Raw genomic sequence first — 17,403 nt, forward strand, 5'->3', positions numbered from 1 at the left:
GGCCCGTTATCGGGCGGCGGAGATCAGCTGTTGTGCGCGTTGGAACGACATGCCGAGCACCTCGCCGACATCGCGGACAGCGACACCATGCGAGGCCAGATCGCGGGCGAGCGCTTTGGCTTCGGCTTGTGCGATTTCTGTGTAGCGATCGGCCAGTTCTCGATCGTGGCGCAGTTTGTTGGCGCGTGCGGTGATGTCGATTCCGTCAACTTCGATGGTGATGTCCAGGCCGACTTCGGAGGGTGCTTTGTCGATGACTGTGCAGATGAAGTCGCGGGCCTGGTTGGGTACTTCAGAGAGCCGGCGGGCTTGGGTGGTGTCGCTGAGGTTGATCGCACCGTCAGAAGTGACGTATCGACGGAGTTCAGGAACGGTGATCATCCACCACTTGCCGTCACGGGTGGCATTCACCCGGTAGGTGTGCATCACTCCTCCTCGCAGTCGGTCTCGCATTGGTTGATCGCGGCGTCGATTTGGCGGCGCACGCCGGGGCTGATGATTCGGTGACCGGTGTCCACCGAGACGCTGTAGCTGCCGTGTTTGCAGGTCCAGACGGTGTGGCTGCCTTTGCCGTCGCGTTTGGTGAAGCCTGCTCTTGTGAGCTGCTTGATGATTTCTCGGGTGGGCGCAGGTGCGATAACGCACTTTAGTCTAGTGCGATTGACATTTTCTAGTCTACTGTGATAGACGGCTATATCGGCAGTTCAGAGAGGGATTCGCTGAGGGTGGCAAACCTTCCCGTGATTGTCAGGCCCCTGAGGTGTTCACCGGGATGCCACCGCGCGGGCATCGACCCGTCAGCGCCGCAGCCGTGACCACAATGCCGACCACCATCGTCCGCTGGACCTCAGCTGGTCGAGCAGTTCGGGAGCCTGGGCGCGGACAGCCTCGAGCACCTGGCCCGGCGACGGGTTGACCATCGCGATGTCGCCGACGACCACCGTCGGAACGGTCTCGTTGCCGTCGGCGATGGAGCGGACCACCGCGGCGGCGTCCGGGTCGGCCCAGATGTCCACCTCCCGGGTCGGCAGGCCCAGCCGGCGCAGCGCGCCGCGCAGGCGCCAGCAGAACGGACAACCCGGCCGCCAGTAGACGACCACCTCCGGTGCGCTCATGGCCGGCCCACCGAGCGCTGGATGTCCAGCAACTCGTCGACCGACCACTGGTCGTCGGCGTGCCGGCCGTAACGCAATGCGAGAACCGTTCCGTCGGCATCGATGAGGAAGTCGGCGGGCAGCCCCAAATGCGTTGTGCCGTCGTTCGATCCGACGCCGGCATAGTCGGGGTCCCCGCGGTGGCCGAGCATGGCCCGATACCCGCGCTACGCCGAGGACCACGAACGCGGGTCGGCGACGGCGCGCAGGCTGGTTTCGACCCCGAATTCGCGGTAGATCGCCGTGTCCGGGTCGGCGACCACCGCGAACGGCAACAGCGCCTGGTAGCCGCGCAGCGCATCGGCCGGCGAATGGAAGAACACCACCTCGGTGATCCCGGCGCCGGCGAGCTCGGCGTGCCGGTCGGCGAATCCGCGCAGGTGCAGGCTGCAGATGGGGCACCCGGCGAATCGGCGAAACTGCAGGTGCGTGGTGCCGCTCGCCGCCGGTATCGACAATGACTCGCCGGTGATCGTTTCCCACCGGCGCACCGGGACGGTCGCGCCGGTCGACAGCCGGTCGCTCGTCGGGCGCTTCATGGCCGGCGCAACAGGAACAGGCTGTAGGCGGCCAGCGACTGCGCGTCGGCGATCACCCCCGAGCGGATCATCTGCTCGACGTCGTCGCGGGAGAACCAGGCATCGCGCATGTCCTGCTCCTCGGGCTCGCGATCGTGCTCGCCTTCGACGATCCCGGTGGCCAGGAACACCCAGCCGCGCTGACTGGTCATCCCGGGCACCGTGTCGATGCGGCCCAGCGCCTCGAACGACGCCGCGCGCAGGCCGGTCTCCTCGCGCAGCTCCCGCTCGGCCAGCTCGGCCGGCTCGAGATCCTCGGCCGCGGTGCCCTGGGGGAACTCCCAGCACCGCACACCGAGCGGATACCGGAACTGTTCGACGAGCCGGAAGCGGCCCCCGTCGTAGGGCATCACCAGCGCGTAGTCCGGCTTGTCCACCACGCTGTAGATGCCCGGGGTTCCGTCCGGGAACCGGATGTCGTCCTCGCGGATCGACACCCACGAGTTCCGGTAGATCTCGCGCGACGCGAGGCGTTCGATGATGGGCACCAGACCAGTATCGCGTCCGGGCGCTTCAGTGGCACAAATCGGCGTGGTGTCCGATAGTCATAGCAACCAGCGAACACCGATACCGCCAGAGGTGGGGTTTCATGCCGGACGAGCCGACCTCGAAACGCGCCTGACCATGCGCCGTCACATCATCGTCAGCGGCGAGGACTCACTGGCCACAACGATCGTCGAGGAGCTCAACAACGCCGGCGTGAGCATCGTCCAGCTCGCCAGCCCGGCCGACCTGCACGCCGCCGGCATATCCGCGGCCGCCGCGGTCGTCTGCGCCGGCGACGACGACGCGACCAACCTCGAGATCGCGCTGCTGGCGCGCAAAGCCAACCCGGGCGTGCGCGTGGTGGCGCGGCTGGCCAATGGCGTGCTGCGCGAGGCGGTGGCCGACGACAACGGCCCCGGCGCGATCCTCGACGTCGCCGACCTCGCGGCACCGTCGGTCGTGGAGGCCTGCCTGTCCCGCAAGGCGCACCCGATCCACGCGGCTGGCATCGAGTTCGTCGTCTCCGACGCCGAGGCGCCGCGTGACGGCCGACTCCGCGACCTCTACGGCGATCTGGCGCCGGTGGCGGTCATCCACGGCAAGAACTCCGAGATGCCCGGCACGGTCGTGGCATGCCCGGGTCGGGATCTGCGGGTACTGGCCGGCGACCTGACCGTGATGATCGGTACCCCCGAGGAACTGGCCTGCTGCGGGATCAGGACACCCCGGACCAACCGCACACGCACCCACCGGCCGCGATTTCGGCGCGCGTTCGACGCCGTACGCACCCTGCGCAACGACGTCAACCCGATGTTCTATCGCGCGCTGGCTGCCGCGCTGACGTTGTGGATCGGCTCGACCGCGGTGTTGCGCTTCACCTACCAGACCCCGCCGGGCATGACGTGGATCGACGCGCTGTACTTCAGCACCGAGACGATAGCCACCGTGGGATACGGCGACTTCAGCTTCCTGCACCAGCCGATGTGGCTGCGACTGTTCAGCATCATGTTGATGTTCGCCGGTGTGACCACGACCGCGCTGCTGGTCGCGTTCATCGCCGACCTGCTGCTGTCGCGCCGCTTCGCCCACTCGGCCGGGCGTCGGCAGGCCCGCCATCTGCGCAACCACATCGTCGTGGTGGGCCTGGGTTCGTTCGGCATCCGCGTCGTGAGCGATCTGACCACCGCCGGCTACGACGTGGCGGTGATCGAGCGCGACGAGAACAGCCGGTTCCTGTCGTCGGCGGCCCAACTCGACGTGCCGGTGATCTTCGGGGACGCGACGCTGCGCCAGACTCTGGAGTCGGCCCGCGTCGAACACGCCCGCGCGGTCGCGGTGCTCACCCAGGACGACATGGTCAACATCGAGACCGGAATCGTGCTGCGCGAGATGTTGGGACCGCGGACGATGCCGCACGTGCACCGGCCCGACGTTCCGACCGTGCTGCGCATCTACGACCGGGCGCTGGGCAGCGCGGTCGCGCAGCGGTTCGGATTCGAACATGTTCGCTCGACCGTCGACCTGGCCGTGCCGTGGTTCATCGGCGCCGCGATGGGCCTGCAGGTGCTCGGCACCTTCTCGGTCGGGCAGCGGTCCTTCATGGTCGGCGCCATGCACGTGGCGGCCGGCAGCGAACTCGACGGGCTGCGGATGTTCGAACTGTCCACCCGCACCCGCGTCATCGCGATCACCCGACACGACACGCCCGTCAACCTGCATCCGCGGCGCGACGCCTGGCTGCGCGCCGGGGACACCGTCTACCTCGTCGGGCCGTACCGGGAACTGCTTGCCACGCTGCGCAAGGGCCAGCCGCCGGCCCCCACCAGCGTCAACGAGCGCGCCAGCTAGAGCCTTGCGGCCACATCGGCGGCGCGCCGGAGCTGGTCGAGGTCCGAACTGGTCGGAATGAGCTGGACCTCGTCGGTGCCGATGTCGGAGAACCTGCGCAGCACGTCCAGGAGCTGTTCCTCGGTGCCGGCCCAGCCGGTCGTCGGCGCCATCGCGTCGACGTACTCTGCCGGTATCCAGTTCATGTAGCGCCGTAGATGACGGTGCACCTGTGCGCGGGCCTGCTCGGGCGAGCCGAACGCGAACCAGAACGACGTCATCAGGTGGGGTTTGGGCTTGCCGGCCTGCGCCCAGGCCTGCCGCGCCACATCGAACAGCTCGTTCTGCTTGGCGGCATCGAGATCCAAGGTGGTGCCGGCCAGCCCGTCGGCCCAGGCCGCGGCGCTACGGATGGTCTTGGGTCCGATGCTGCCCACGAGCAGCGGCGGGCCACCCGGCTGCACCGGCGCCGGCCCGACGGGCAGCACCGAATCGGTGACCTTCTCCCCCGCCCACACCCGCTTCATCACCGCCACGCGCTCGGCCATGTCGCGCATCGTCTGCGTCGCCGGGTCGGCGCCCACGGCCTGGTAGTCCTCGTGCCTGCCGCCGACGCCGATGCCCGCGCTCAGCCGCCCGCCGCTGAGCATGTCGCCGGTGGCCAGGCCCTTGGCCAGCATGACCGGGTCGTGCAGTTGGGGCACGATGACGGTCGTCAGCAGCCGCACCCGATTCGTCCAGGCCGCCAGCGCGCCCAGCAGCGTCAGGTTGTCCGGGTTGTCGAACGCGATCCGCTCGCCCCAGCACAGCGATGAGAACGGGCCCTCGTCGACGGTGCGCGCCCAGCCCCGCAAGAGCGTCGCATCCAAGTCGGGCTCCATCACCGGCATCGTCATCGCTATCCGCACGGGTCCGATTCTGACAGAGCGTTCTGACAGAACGTTCTGACAAGGCGCCGATTCTGGCAGCATGACCCGGGTGGACTCGAGCAGCACCTCCATCGCGCACGTGCGCCTGACCGTCACCGACATCGAGCGGTCGCGACGGTTCTACGAGACCGTGTTCGGATGGCCGGTCCTGCTGGAGGTTCCCGACAATGCCGACGAAGCGACCCGCAACCGCCTGGGTTTTCTGTTCGGGGGTGTCATCTACGACCTCGGCGGCACATTGCTCGGGCTGCGCCCCGTCGGCGCCGACCGCTTCGACGAGGACCGCACCGGGCTGGACCACATCGCGTTCCGGCTCGCCAGCAGGTACGAAATCGACTCTGCGGCAGCACATCTCGATGATCTCGGCGTGCCCCATGAGCCGGTCAAGGACATCGGGCCGTCATACATCCTGCAGTTCCGCGATCCCGACAACATCGCCCTGGAACTCACCGCGCCAAAGTAGTCGAATGAGTTGTCGCCGCGAGGATGCCCACAGTGACAGCCGCGGCCGCGTGTCTGTGCACCGGCACGCACGATCGCGGGACGAAGTTCGGAGGTAACCACCATGACCATCAGCTTCAACCACACCATTGTCGCGGCCCGCGACAAGCACAAGTCCGCGGAATTCCTCACCGAACTGTTCGGACTGCCCAGCCCACAACCGTTCGGCCACTTCATGGTTGTTGCCCTCGAGCACGGCGTCAGTCTCGACTACACCGACGTCGCCCCCGGCGAGGACATCACGCGCCAGCACTACGCGTTTTTGGTCGCCGAGCAGGATTTCGACGCGATCTACGGCAAGATCCGCTCACGCGGCCTACAGCACTGGGCCGACCCGCGGCAGAGCCGGCCCGGCGAGATCAACCACAACGACGGCGGACGCGGTGTCTATTTCCTGGATCCCGCCGGACACGCCATGGAGATCCTGACCCGTCCCTACGGCTCGGGCAGCTGAACGCTGACACCCTTTAGTTACCGCGTGACCTCATCGAGCTTCCCGGTGGCGACGTCGAAGACGAACCCACGCAGGGACACCTGCTTGGTGACGAACGGGCTGATCTCGATGCGGCGCAACGACTGCCGCACGTCCTCGGCGACATCGGCAAAGGCCTCGGGCGCCCACGGTGGTTTGACGCCCGTCTCTGCGGCGATGGCGCGCCGGAAGTCGTCGTCGACGAACGTCAGCATGCCGCAGTCGGTGTGATGGATCAGGATGACCTCGCGGGTGCCCAGCAACCGCTGGCTGATGGCCAGCGAGCGGATCGTGTCGTCGGTGACCACGCCCCCGGCGTTGCGGATGACGTGGGCCTCGCCCTCGCCGATGCCCAGCATGCGGTATATGTCGAGCCGGGCGTCCATGCACGCCACGATCGCGACGTGTTTGCTCGGCGGCATGGGAAGCGGGCCTGTGAACGAGCTCGCGTAGCCGGCATTGTGGGCCAGATAGTCGTCGGTGACCGTCACGTCAGCCTCCCTCACAGTGACGCCTGAAGTCGTGTGATGCATGCTACATCCACGTGGCAGAGGCCGGGTCCGGCGTTGCCGCCGCGCTGCCGTGCCCCGGCTCGATAGCCTGTCACCATGCGACCAGGACGGGCCGGCCGGGCATGATCCGCTTCCTGGCGCGCCGGTTGCTCAACTATGTCGTGCTGCTGGCGCTGGCGTCCTTCCTCACCTATTGCCTGACCTCCTTCGCCTTCCGGCCGCTGGACAGCCTGCTGCAGCGCAACCCCCGGCCGCCGCAGGCCGTCATCGACGCCAAGGCCCACGCCCTCGGCCTGGACAAGCCGGTCCCGATCCGCTACGCCGACTGGGCCGCGCACGCCGTGCGGGGTGACTTCGGGACCACCGTCACCGGCCAGCCCGTCGGCTCCACGCTGTGGCGCCGCGTCGGCGTCACCCTGCGCCTGCTGGTCATCGGCTCCGTCGTGGGCACCGCGCTCGGTGTGGTGGCCGGCGCGTGGGGCGCCATCCGCCAGTACCGGCTCAGCGACCGGCTCGTCACCACCGTGGCATTGCTGATACTGAGCACCCCGACCTTCGTCATCGCCAACCTGCTGATCCTCGGGGCGCTGCGGGTGAACTGGGCGCTGGACATGCACCTGTTCGACTACACCGGGGAGACGTCGCCGGGGATACGGGGTGGCACCTGGGCGCACCTGCTCGACCGGCTGCGGCACCTGGTCCTGCCGTCGATGACGCTGGCGCTGGGCGCCGCCGCCGGCTACAGCCGGTATCAGCGCAACGCCATGCTCGACGTGCTGGGCCAGGATTTCATCCGCACCGCCCGCGCCAAGGGGCTCACCCGACGGCGCGCGCTGGTCAAACACGGTCTGCGCACCGCGCTGATCCCCCTGGCCACCCTGTTCGCCTACGGGGTCGCCGGGCTGGTCACCGGCGCGGTGTTCGTCGAGAAGATCTTCGGCTGGCACGGGATGGGCGAGTGGCTGGTGCAGGGCATCGCGACCCAGGACACCAACATCATCGCGGCCATCACCTTGTTCTCCGGCACCGTGGTGCTGCTGGCCGGGCTGCTCTCCGACGTCTTCTACGCCGCGCTGGACCCGAGAGTGCGGGTGTCGTGAGCGCCGCCGCACCGGAGTTCACCTCGCACCGCACCCTGGTGCTGCGACGGTTCGCCCGCAACCGGGGCGCGATGGTCTCGCTGACGCTGCTGGCACTGCTGTTCGTGGGCTGCTACACGCTGCCCCCGCTGCTGCCGTATTCGTATCAGGATCTCGATTTCAACGCCCTGCTGCAGCCGCCCGACACCCGGCACTGGCTGGGCACCAACGCGATGGGTCAGGACCTGCTGGCCCAGATCGTGCGCGGCATGCAGAAGTCGATGCTGATCGGAGTCTGTGTCGCGGTCATCTCCACCGGCATCGCCGCCACCGTGGGCTCGGTCGCGGGCTATTTCGGTGGCTGGCGGGACCGGGTGCTGATGTGGGTTGTCGACCTGATGTTGGTGGTGCCCGCGTTCATCCTGATCGCCATCGTCACCCCGCGAACCAAGAACTCGGCGAGCATCCTGATGCTGGTGCTGTTGCTGGCCGGCTTCGGCTGGATGGTCAGCTCGCGCATGGTGCGCGGCATGACACTGAGCCTGCGCGAGCGCGAATTCATCAGGGCGGCAAGGTATATGGGGGTGCCCAGCCGCCGAATCATCGTCGGGCACGTGGTGCCCAACGTGGCGTCCATCCTGATCATCGACGCCGCGCTGAACGTCGCCTCGGCCATCCTGGCCGAAACCGGCCTGAGCTATCTCGGTTTCGGCATCCAGCCGCCGGACGTCTCGCTGGGCAGTTTGATCGCCAACGGCACCCAGTCAGCGACCACGTTCCCGTGGGTATTCCTGTTCCCGGCCGGGGTGCTGGTGCTGATCCTGATGTGCGCCAACCTGACCGGCGACGGTCTGCGTGACGCGCTGGACCCCGGCAGCGCGACGTTGCGGGGCGGCGCCCGGTGAGCCCGCTGCTGGAGGTGACCGATCTGGCCGTCACCTTCCCGGCCGACGGCGGGCCGGTGACCGCGGTGCGCGGCATCAGCTACAGCGTGGACGCGGGCGAGGTCGTGGCCATGGTGGGCGAGTCGGGCTCGGGCAAGTCCGTGTCCGCGATGGCCGTCGTGGGGCTGCTGCCGGAGTACGCCCGGGTGGGCGGCTCGGTGCGGTTGCAGGGCACCGAACTGCTGGGCCTCGCCGACGGGGAGATGTCGCGGTTCCGCGGCAAGTCGGTCGGAATGGTGTTCCAGGATCCGATGTCCGCGCTGACGCCGGTCTACACCGTGGGCGACCAGATCGCCGAGGCGATCGAGGTCCATCAGCCGCGCGGCGAGCGCGGGGCCGCCCGGCGGCGCGCGGTGGAACTGCTCGAACTGGTCGGGATCGCGCAGCCGGAGCGGCGGGCCCGCGCGTTCCCGCACGAGCTCTCCGGCGGCGAGCGGCAACGGGTGGTGATCGCCATCGCGATCGCCAACGATCCCGACCTGCTGATCTGCGACGAGCCCACCACTGCCCTCGATGTCACCGTGCAGGCGCAGATCCTCGAGGTGCTCAAGACCGCACGCGACATCACCGGCGCCGGGGTGCTGATCATCACCCACGACCTCGGTGTGGTCGCCGAGTTCGCCGACCGGGCGCTGGTGATGTACGCGGGCCGCGTCGTCGAGTCCGCGGCGGTGCACGACCTCTACCGCGATCGCCAGATGCCCTACACCGTTGGGCTTTTGGGCTCGGTCCCGCGGCTGGACGCCGCGCAGGGCACCCGGCTGGTGCCCATCCCCGGCGCGCCGCCGTCGCTGGTCAGCCTGGAGCCGGGCTGCCCCTTCGCTCCGCGCTGCCCGCTGGTGATCGACGAATGCCGCGCGCAGGAGCCGGATCTGGTGCCGGTCGGGCCTGAGCACCGGGCCGCCTGCATCCGCACCGACCAGGTCGACGGGCGCAGCGCCGCAGACATCTACGGGGTCCAGACCGCCGCCCGGGCTGCAGAACCCGGCGACTCTGCGGTCGTCGTGCGGGTCCGCGACCTGGTCAAGACCTACCCGCTGACCAAGGGCGTGGTGCTGCGTCGCACGGTCGGCGAGGTGCGCGCCGTCGACGGGGTCAGCTTCGAGCTGAGGAAGGGCCGCACGCTGGGCATCGTCGGCGAGTCCGGCTCGGGCAAGTCGACCACACTACACGAGATCCTGGAACTGGTTGGGCCGCAATCGGGCTCGATCGATGTGCTCGGCAGCGACGTCGCCACGCTGAGCCCCACGAGCCGGCGGGCGCTGCGCCGCGACATCCAGGTCGTGTTCCAGGACCCGGTCGCATCCCTGGACCCGCGGCTCCCGGTCTTCGAACTGGTCGCCGAGCCGTTGCGCGCCAACGGTTTCGACAAGGCCGATACGAATGCACGGGTGGCAGAGCTGTTGGGCATCGTGGGATTGCGCCACGCCGACGCGACCCGCTACCCCGCCGAGTTCTCCGGCGGGCAGAAGCAGCGCATCGGCATCGCCAGGGCGCTGGCGTTGCAGCCCAAGATCCTGGCGCTCGACGAACCGGTATCGGCCCTCGACGTCTCCATCCAGGCGGGGATCATCAATCTGCTGCTCGACCTGCAGGAGCGATTCGGGTTGTCGTATCTGTTCGTCTCCCACGACCTTTCGGTGGTCAAGCATCTGGCCCACGACGTGGTCGTGATGCACGCCGGCAAAATCGTCGAACAGGGCGAGAGTGCGCAGATCTTCGGTGACCCGCAGCACGAGTACACGCGCCGGCTGCTGGGCGCGGTGCCGCAACCGGATCCGAGCAGGCGTGGCTAGCCGCTTGCACCGGAGCCGAACCCGCGCTCACGGCGCCCAGATTGCGTCCAGTGCGTCGATTCGGGGCGGACGGGTGCGGTGGGCGCAGGCTCGATCGCAGGGCTCAGGGCTGGTGGCGGCTTGCCTTGCCGTCGCGCTGGTGGTCTCCGGCTGCTCGGCGATCAACCTGGCGCCCGAGACCGCCACGAAGGCGCGGATCGGCTCGAGCAGCGACGTCAACCCGCGCAATCCCGCGACGCTGCGCGACGGCGGCAACCTGAAGCTGGCGCTCAGCGACTTCCCGCCCAACTTCAACATCCTGCACATCGACGGCAATTCGGCCGAGGTGGCCTCAATGATGAAGGCCACGCTGCCGCGGGCGTTCGTCATCGGTCCCGACGGCTCGACGACCGTCGACACCAACTACTTCACCAGCGTCGAACTCACCGGAACCTCGCCTCAGGTGGTCACCTACACAATCAACCCACGCGCGGTGTGGTCGGATGGCACACCGGTCACCTGGCGCGACATCGCCAGCCAGATCCACGCCCTGTCCGGCGCCGACAAGGCGTTCGAGATCGCCGGGCCCAGCGGCGCGGACCGCGTCGCGTCGGTGACCCGCGGGGTCGACGACCGGCAGGCGATCATGACCTTCGCCAAGCCCTACGCCGAGTGGCGCGGCATGTTCGCCGGCAACGGCATGTTGCTGCCCGCCAGCATGACCGCCACACCCGAGGCCTTCAACACAGGTCAGCTGTCCGGGCCCGGGCCGTCGGCGGGCCCGTTCATCGTTTCGGTCCTCGACCGGACCACGCAACGAATCGTGTTGACGCGCAATCCCACATGGTGGGGGCCACGGCCGCGGCTGGACGCCATCACTTATCTGGTGCTCGACGACGCGGCGCGGTTGCCCGCGCTGCAGAACGACACGATCGACGCCACCGGCATCGCGACGGTGGACCAGCTGGCGATCGCGCAACACACCCAGGGCATCTCGATCCGTCGTGCGCCCGCCCCGAGCTGGTCGCACTTCACGTTCAACGGGGCGCGGGGATCGATCCTGGCCGACAAGGCGCTGCGCATCGCCGTGTCCAAGGGCATCGACCGGCAGACCATCGCCAAGGTCGTCCAGTACGGGCTCACCACCGACCCGGTGGCACTGGGTAATCACATCTACGTCGCGGGCCAACAGGGCTACCAGGACAACAGCGCCGTCGTCCCGTATGACCCGGCCGCGGCGCGACGCGAGCTCGACGCGCTGGGCTGGAAACTCAACGGCCAGTTCCGGGAGAAGGACGGGCACCAACTTTTGATCCGCGATTTGTTCTACGACGCGCAGGGTTCGCGGGCCTTCGCCCAGATCGCCCAGCACAGCCTGGCCCAGATCGGGGTCAAGCTCGACCTGGTGGCCCGCTCGGGCAGCGGCTTCTTCAGCAACTACGTCAACGTCGGGGACTTCGACATCGCGCAGTTCGGCTGGCTGGGCGACGCTTTCCCGCTGTCGTCGCTGACCCAGATCTACCAGTCCGACGGTGCGAGCAACTTCGGCAAGATCGGCAGCCCGCGGATCGACGCCGCGATCGAGCGCACGCTCGAAGAACTCGATCCCGCCAGGGCACGGGCGCTGGCCAACGACCTCGACAAGCTCATCTGGGCCGAGGGATTCAGCCTGCCGTTGACCCAGTCCCCGGGTGACGTGGCGGTGCACAGCACGCTGGCCAATTTCGGCGCGCCGGGTCTGGCCGACCTGGATTACACCGCGATCGGCTTCATGCGGTCCTGAGCCGGCGGAGCAGGGGCGCCGGATACGGCAACCCAGCCTCCACGGCCGCGGCCGTGTCGACCGCTTTCCACAGCAGCCGCACCCCAGTCCGCGGCGGGAGCGCGTCCAGCTCGCGAGCCCGGCCGACGAGCGAGTCGGCCTTGCCGCGCCACACCGCGGCCGCGACGGACAGGGCCGCGGGCTCGCGAAAGTCCAGCGCGCTGTGCGCCATTGTCGGCAGCCTCAGCAGCACCGCATCGGGTATCAGCGATGCGATGCGCTCGGCCACCGCCGGCGGGGTGATCAGGTCGCGGCCGCCGGAGATCAGCACCGTAGGCCAGGCGAACTTCGGCATCTCGGCCACCAGGTCGAACGGCTCTAACTCGAACGACGTTGTCGGGGTGAGGGTTTCACGCAACGCCACCGCAGGATCAAGCGGCAGGCCGTCGGGCTCGGCGGCGTAGTCGAGTTCACGGAATGCGATGCGGCTGACCAGATCGGGTTCGAAGCGGTAAGGCACCTTGCGGTTGAGTATTGCGGTGGAGCGGAACAGCGCTTGCCACAACAGCATTCGCCCGTCCAGCAACAGGTTGAGTTGGCGGTCGAGCAGGGCGGGGCCACCGTATCCGTACATCCTGGCGGCCATCTCGCCGGCGGCGGCGGTCATCACTCCGGCGTCGACAAGCTTGCGCATCTTCGGTGCCAGCGCCGCGGTCTCCGGAGCGTCGCCGGCCAGCAGCACCCCGCGCACGGCGTCGCGCACCATCGCGATGTCGTGGCGCGACAGCAGCGGCGAATCCAGCACCATCGCCCGCACCCGACCGGGATGGCGGACGCCGACGCCGGCCGCGATGTAGGTGCCGTACGAGGTGCCGTAGAGGACGGCCGATTCCACGCGGGCGTCGTCGAGCACGGCGGCGACGTCGTCGACGACCTGGTCGACGGTGATCGCCTCGGGCGGCAGGTCGGCGCCGGAGTCGTCGTGGCGCGACATGCCCACCCCGCGGTGCTCGATCATGATGACGTCGAGGCCGGCCGCGGCGGCGCGCCGCCGGAAGCCCTGGTACATCAGCACCGAGGCCACGCCCGGGCCGCCGGGGATGATCACCAGCGGGTGGGTGGACTTGCGGCCGGCGCGCACGTAATAGAGGTCGAACTCGTCGGCGCTGCCCGGCAAGACCGGTCGGCGCACCGGCCGGACCCCGGGCAGTCGGGCCAGCCTGTCGTGCGTGCGCCGCCGTTTGGCGTTCATGGTCATCGGTGTCGGCCCACCATGGTTCCCTATTCTGCCCAGGGTGGCCGCCGATGGCAGTGCGGCGGCCCGGTTCGGGCCCTGGACCGGGCTAGGCGGTGAGATCGATGCGGTGTGCACTCTTGACGCCGTCATAGCGGCCGGGGCTGCAGGTGAGCACGATCACCTGCCCGTGCTCGCCCACGATGTCGAACACCTCCCCCATCGTCGCCAGCCGATCGGGATCGGTGAACCCGAGCGCATCGTCGACCACCACCGGGACGGTGTCCTCCTTGGCGACCAGCGCGGCGCCGGCGAACCGGGCCAGGATCCCGAGTTGCTCTTTGGCCCCGCCCGAGAGGGATTCGTAGGGCACCGTCACGCCGTCCAAGGTTCGGGTGTGAATGCGCAGGTCGGGGTCGACGTCGACCTCGAAGGTCGGCCCGAACACCGGGCGACCGAGCCGCTGCAGCTCACTGCGGTAGGGATCGACGTAGCGCAGGCGGGTGCTGTCGCGGTGGCGTGCCATCACTGAGCGCAGCAGCTGCGCGGCCCGGGCCCGGCCGCCGATGCGGGCGTGCTCGCCAGTGGCGTGCTCGAGTTCGGTCTCTGCGGCGTCGAGTTTGCCTTGACGGCCCTCGGTGCCGATGACCGAGAGTTCGATGCCGACTTCGCGCAGTGCGCGGGCAGCGTCCTCGTAGCGCTCGCGCAGGGATGCAGCTTCGTCGGTCACTTCCTGCAGTTGGGCGGCCACCGCATCGGGCTCCGCGGCGGCCAACTGTTCGGCCAGCTCCGCGACGCGGCGCTCGGCGGCCTGCGCGGCTACCCGCCCGGCCTCGGCCCCGGCGGCGAGGTCCTCATCGCGGGACGCCTCCCGCTCCCGGGCCAGCCGCTCGGCGGCCGCGGCCAGCTCCGCGCGCTGGGTCTCGGATTTGTCCTGCAAAACCGTTGCTTGAGTAGTGAATTCGGTGAGCCGGGCGTTAGCTGCGGCCGCCTCGCCGCGGGCGGTCTCGCATGCGGCTTTCGCGGCCGTACGAGCCTGCTCGGCCGCGTCGAGTTCGGCACCGGCGGCACCGGCATCGATCGCCTGGAGGCCGGCTTCGCCGTGACGGGCAGTGTTGAGCTGCGCCAGGCGCGAGCGCAGTTGGTCGACATCCTCGTCGCCGCACAAGCCGGCCAACGTGGCGCTCACTTGGTCGCGGGCGTTCTGCAGTTCACGGCGACGCTGAGCCTCCGTGCGCGCCTCGGCGAGGTCTGCCACCGCGCCGCCCGCCAACGCGGCGGTCAGCTCTTGTCGGGCCGCGGCATGTTCGGCTTGCACGTCGAGCGCGGCCGCACCCGGGGTGACCCGCGCGCTCAGCACGCCGGGCACCTCGACCGTGGTGGGGTCGGTCGCGGTGATCGACCAGCTTTCACCTGCCGACAGCGACACCCGTTGGTCGCCGGCGGACAGTTCGACGTCGGCGGCCGCGGTGAACTCGACCACGGCCGAGATCAGTGTCAGCTGAACACCGATGCGGTCGACCGCGGCCGCGGCATCCTCGATTCGCCGGAGCACCTGCTCGGTGACCGCGACCGTGGAAAGCTGTGCACAGATCCGGTCACGGTCACTGTGGAGGGCCTCGATCTTGGCCAGCCGGGCCCGCAGCCGGTCGGCCTCCTCGCGCTCGGCGATCTCGTCCACGGCGCCTTGGGCAACATCGACGCGGCGTTGCGCGTCCAGCAGAACCTCCGTCGCGGCTTCGGCCGCAGCATCGGCGGCTTCGGCGGCTTCGCGCGCCGCCGCCTGCGCCTCGGCGGCTTCGCGCGCCGAGGCCTCAGCGGTGGTGACGGTTGCCGTGCGGGCCGCGATTTCGGTGAGCAGCACCGCGCGCCCGTCGTGGGCGGCGGCTGCGGCGGCGCTCGTCGCACCCGTCGCCGCGGCGACCAGCTGGGCCTCGCGGGCCTGCGCGGTGAGCTCGGCGACGGTGTCGGCCGCGGCCCGTGCGGCGGCCAGGCGCGGCTCGGCGGTCATCCGCTGCTGGGACAACTCGGCGACCTGCTCGGTCAGCGCGGCGTGGCGGCGCACCCGCTCGTCGACCTCGGCGACGGCTGCCGCGCAGACCACCACCTCCGCCTCGGCCTTCGCGAGCCGGGAGATCGCGTTCGCCCACTCTCCGGTGGGGCGCCCGGTCGGGGTGAAGTAGCGCCCGTACTCGGCGTCGATCCTCTCGACCAGGAGCGGCTCGGTTCCCGACAGCGCCGCGTCGGTGCCCGAATGCGCAGCCGCGACGTCCAGCGCACGCGACAGCGCATCGCAGCCGGACAGATTCACCGCGGCGGTCGACGCGCTCTGCAGCACCCGCTGGGCACGCCACAGGTCGGCGTCCACCGTCTCGGCCAGCATCGCCGTGACCCGCTCGTGGGCTTCGTCGCCGGTCAGCTGCTCGCGGTGCGGCGCCAGCACAGTCAGCTCCGTCTCGAACTTCTTGTGGAACCGCTTGCGATAGACGAAACGATAAGGACCGCAGCTGATCTCGGCGCTGACCTCCGAGCCTACGTCGCTGTGGGCAGGCTTGACCTGCTTGACTTCCTTTCTCGTCGACCGGTCCCGGTATTCCAGCAGCAGGTCGAGCGCCTCGATCATCGACGACTTGCCGATCTCGTTGGCGCCGCACACCACGACCACACCGTGGTCGGGAAACGCGATTTCCCGGTGCGCGACGCCACGGTAGTTCGTCAGGACCAGCCGGTGCAGCTTCATGCCGCCCCCCGGTCGGCCAGTCGCAGCAACAGCGCGAGCGCCGCCTGCGCATCGGCGGCGGAGTCGGTATCGCCCTCGCGCGCCGTCGCCACGAGTTCCTCGACGGCCGCGGCGGCGAACCCGCCGATGCCCAGATCGGTGAACTCGCCGTCGGCGGGGATGACGGCGAGGTCGGTGTGCCGGTCCCAAAGTCCGAGCCAGGCGAACAACCGCGCGTATTTGTCCAGACAGGCGTCCAGTGCGGCGCGGTCGGTGACGGTCAGCGAACCGGCCAGCGCGAGCCGCACCACCGTCCGGTCCTTGGCAGCCATCACGTCCAGATCGCGGTCCAGATCAGCGATGTCGCGACTGTTGTCGACCTGACGGCGCAGCGTGGCGAACCGCCAGCGGCCCACCCGCCGGGAGTCCACGGTGACGGCCCGTCGCGGGTCGGTCTCGTCGATGTCGACGATCAGCACATGGCCAGGGTCGGGTTCGACGTCGTCGAAGCTGGTGACCTCCGGGGAACCGGAGTACCAGACCCGGCCACTGCCGCCGACCCGGGTGAGCGAATGCTTGTCGCCCAGCGCCACGTAGTGCACGACGCTCCGGGCCAGCGCGTCGTCGAGCCGGGCGAGCCGGATCAGCGAAGGCTTGTCGCGATCGGGGTCGAGTGCGTCGACACCGCCGTGGGCGAGCAGGATCCGGGTGGCCGTATCCGGGGCCACACCGTCCAGCACGTCGGCGACCAGGTCGGTGGTCGGCACCTTGGACCGCCACGGTGCGGCGACGATCTCCAGCCCGGGCCGGACCTCGTGCACACCTGCCCGGTCGAGGACGGTGACGTTGTCCGGGTGTTCGGCGGTGAACAGCGCGCTGGTGTAGACCGACGAGGCATCGAGGGGATCGTGGTTGCCCGGCAGCAGGTATACGGGAATGCCGATGGCGCGCATGGCTTCCAGGGACTGGCCGACTACCTGGGGGGCCAGCTGGTTGTGTTCGAAGACGTCGCCGGCTACCACGACGAACTCGGCGCCGACCTCGGCTGCCAGCGCGCCCAGGCCGGCCACCGCGTCGCGGCGTGCGGCCGAGTACCGCGGCTGGGCGTCACCGGCGAGAAAATGCCGCGTCATCCCCAGCTGCCAATCGGCGGTGTGCAGGAATCGCATGCCGGCGACCTCCTCTCGGATTGCGTGGCTGTCAGGGCACCGCGAGCCTATGTCCGGCCACCGACAAGAACGGGGACCTCGACCGGCAGGTCTCGGGTGCGCCGTCGCCACCAGCCACGATTCGATGCTGGGCGCCGTGTGCGCATCTCAGCGCCAAGGCCACTCAAATAACTTGTGTCACTTGTGTTTCTGTGGTCACAATTCGGGGTTTCTTGTCGGTGGCCTTGGTTAGTTTTGCGGTGTGAGTGTTGATCGGGAGGCG

The 17,403-nt window shown here is 69.2% G+C and carries 15 protein-coding genes and 1 pseudogene; 7 read left to right on the forward strand and 9 right to left on the reverse strand.

Annotated elements, in window-relative coordinates; all coding sequences use genetic code 11:
* Positions 1-6: 6 nt before the first annotated feature.
* The 4 genes and pseudogenes from AC2VOK_RS01400 to AC2VOK_RS01415 form a co-directional block, all read right to left on the reverse strand.
* Entirely contained in the window at positions 7-426 is a 420-nt protein-coding gene (locus AC2VOK_RS01400; RefSeq protein WP_428898885.1) for a HicB family toxin-antitoxin system, read from the reverse strand.
* A gap of 371 nt (positions 427-797) precedes the next feature.
* The gene (locus AC2VOK_RS01405) at positions 798-1,115 is read right to left on the reverse strand and encodes a glutaredoxin family protein (RefSeq protein ID WP_421529916.1); all 318 of its coding nucleotides are present in this window, start codon (positions 1,113-1,115) and stop codon (positions 798-800) included.
* Positions 1,112-1,693 (reverse strand): annotated as a pseudogene (locus tag AC2VOK_RS01410) (peroxiredoxin-like family protein). The gene AC2VOK_RS01405 and the pseudogene AC2VOK_RS01410 overlap by 4 nt, the downstream one beginning before the upstream one ends.
* The gene (locus tag AC2VOK_RS01415; protein ID WP_428898886.1) at positions 1,690-2,220 is read right to left on the reverse strand and encodes an NUDIX domain-containing protein; all 531 of its coding nucleotides are present in this window, start codon (positions 2,218-2,220) and stop codon (positions 1,690-1,692) included. The pseudogene AC2VOK_RS01410 and the gene AC2VOK_RS01415 overlap by 4 nt, the downstream one beginning before the upstream one ends.
* Before the next feature lie 136 nt (positions 2,221-2,356).
* On the opposite strand from AC2VOK_RS01415, the gene AC2VOK_RS01420 reads away from it, so the two are divergent.
* On the forward strand, positions 2,357-4,066 hold the full coding sequence (locus tag AC2VOK_RS01420; RefSeq protein WP_428898887.1) for an NAD-binding protein: 1,710 nt from the start codon (positions 2,357-2,359) through the stop codon (positions 4,064-4,066).
* On the opposite strand, the gene AC2VOK_RS01425 is transcribed toward AC2VOK_RS01420, so the two are convergent.
* Positions 4,063-4,941 carry an LLM class flavin-dependent oxidoreductase gene (locus AC2VOK_RS01425; protein WP_428898897.1) on the reverse strand — a complete coding sequence of 293 codons (879 nt, stop codon included), beginning with the start codon at positions 4,939-4,941 and terminating at the stop codon, positions 4,063-4,065. The genes AC2VOK_RS01420 and AC2VOK_RS01425 overlap by 4 nt on opposite strands.
* 73 nt (positions 4,942-5,014) lie before the next feature.
* Between AC2VOK_RS01425 and AC2VOK_RS01430 the strand changes: the two genes are divergently transcribed.
* The gene (locus AC2VOK_RS01430; protein WP_428898888.1) at positions 5,015-5,437 is read left to right on the forward strand and encodes a VOC family protein; all 423 of its coding nucleotides are present in this window, start codon (positions 5,015-5,017) and stop codon (positions 5,435-5,437) included.
* Between the two features lie 102 nt (positions 5,438-5,539).
* The gene (locus AC2VOK_RS01435; RefSeq protein WP_428898889.1) at positions 5,540-5,929 is read left to right on the forward strand and encodes a VOC family protein; all 390 of its coding nucleotides are present in this window, start codon (positions 5,540-5,542) and stop codon (positions 5,927-5,929) included.
* 17 nt (positions 5,930-5,946) lie between these two features.
* On the opposite strand, the gene AC2VOK_RS01440 is transcribed toward AC2VOK_RS01435, so the two are convergent.
* Positions 5,947-6,438 carry a beta-class carbonic anhydrase gene (locus AC2VOK_RS01440; RefSeq protein WP_428898890.1) on the reverse strand — a complete coding sequence of 164 codons (492 nt, stop codon included), beginning with the start codon at positions 6,436-6,438 and terminating at the stop codon, positions 5,947-5,949.
* A 143-nt stretch (positions 6,439-6,581) separates the two neighbouring features.
* Between AC2VOK_RS01440 and AC2VOK_RS01445 the strand changes: the two genes are divergently transcribed.
* The 4 genes from AC2VOK_RS01445 to AC2VOK_RS01460 are packed head-to-tail and all read left to right on the forward strand — an operon-like array spanning position 6,582 to position 12,040.
* Positions 6,582-7,559, forward strand: a complete 978-nt coding sequence (locus tag AC2VOK_RS01445; protein ID WP_421529922.1) for an ABC transporter permease — start codon at positions 6,582-6,584, stop codon at positions 7,557-7,559.
* A complete protein-coding gene (locus AC2VOK_RS01450; RefSeq protein ID WP_428898891.1) occupies positions 7,556-8,443 on the forward strand; it encodes an ABC transporter permease in 888 nt (295 codons plus the stop codon). Before AC2VOK_RS01445 ends, AC2VOK_RS01450 begins: the two co-directional genes overlap by 4 nt.
* Positions 8,440-10,278, forward strand: coding sequence for a dipeptide ABC transporter ATP-binding protein (locus tag AC2VOK_RS01455; protein ID WP_428898892.1), 1,839 nt, complete (start codon positions 8,440-8,442; stop codon positions 10,276-10,278). Before AC2VOK_RS01450 ends, AC2VOK_RS01455 begins: the two co-directional genes overlap by 4 nt.
* The gene (locus AC2VOK_RS01460) at positions 10,271-12,040 is read left to right on the forward strand and encodes an ABC transporter family substrate-binding protein (protein ID WP_428898893.1); all 1,770 of its coding nucleotides are present in this window, start codon (positions 10,271-10,273) and stop codon (positions 12,038-12,040) included. Before AC2VOK_RS01455 ends, AC2VOK_RS01460 begins: the two co-directional genes overlap by 8 nt.
* Here the strand turns inward: AC2VOK_RS01460 and AC2VOK_RS01465 are convergent.
* The 3 genes from AC2VOK_RS01465 to AC2VOK_RS01475 all read right to left on the reverse strand — a co-directional run bounded on the left by AC2VOK_RS01465 (position 12,027) and on the right by AC2VOK_RS01475 (position 17,141).
* Positions 12,027-13,277: an alpha/beta hydrolase gene (locus AC2VOK_RS01465; protein ID WP_428898894.1), complete on the reverse strand. Its 1,251-nt coding sequence runs from the start codon at positions 13,275-13,277 to the stop codon at positions 12,027-12,029. The genes AC2VOK_RS01460 and AC2VOK_RS01465 overlap by 14 nt on opposite strands.
* A gap of 85 nt (positions 13,278-13,362) precedes the next feature.
* The gene (locus tag AC2VOK_RS01470) at positions 13,363-15,993 is read right to left on the reverse strand and encodes an AAA family ATPase (RefSeq protein ID WP_428898895.1); all 2,631 of its coding nucleotides are present in this window, start codon (positions 15,991-15,993) and stop codon (positions 13,363-13,365) included.
* A complete protein-coding gene (locus tag AC2VOK_RS01475) occupies positions 15,990-17,141 on the reverse strand; it encodes a metallophosphoesterase family protein (RefSeq protein WP_428898896.1) in 1,152 nt (383 codons plus the stop codon). The genes AC2VOK_RS01470 and AC2VOK_RS01475 overlap by 4 nt, the downstream gene beginning before the upstream one ends.
* Positions 17,142-17,403: the final 262 nt, after the last annotated feature.

This window comes from Mycobacterium sp. TH-M116 (genome assembly GCF_057473685.1).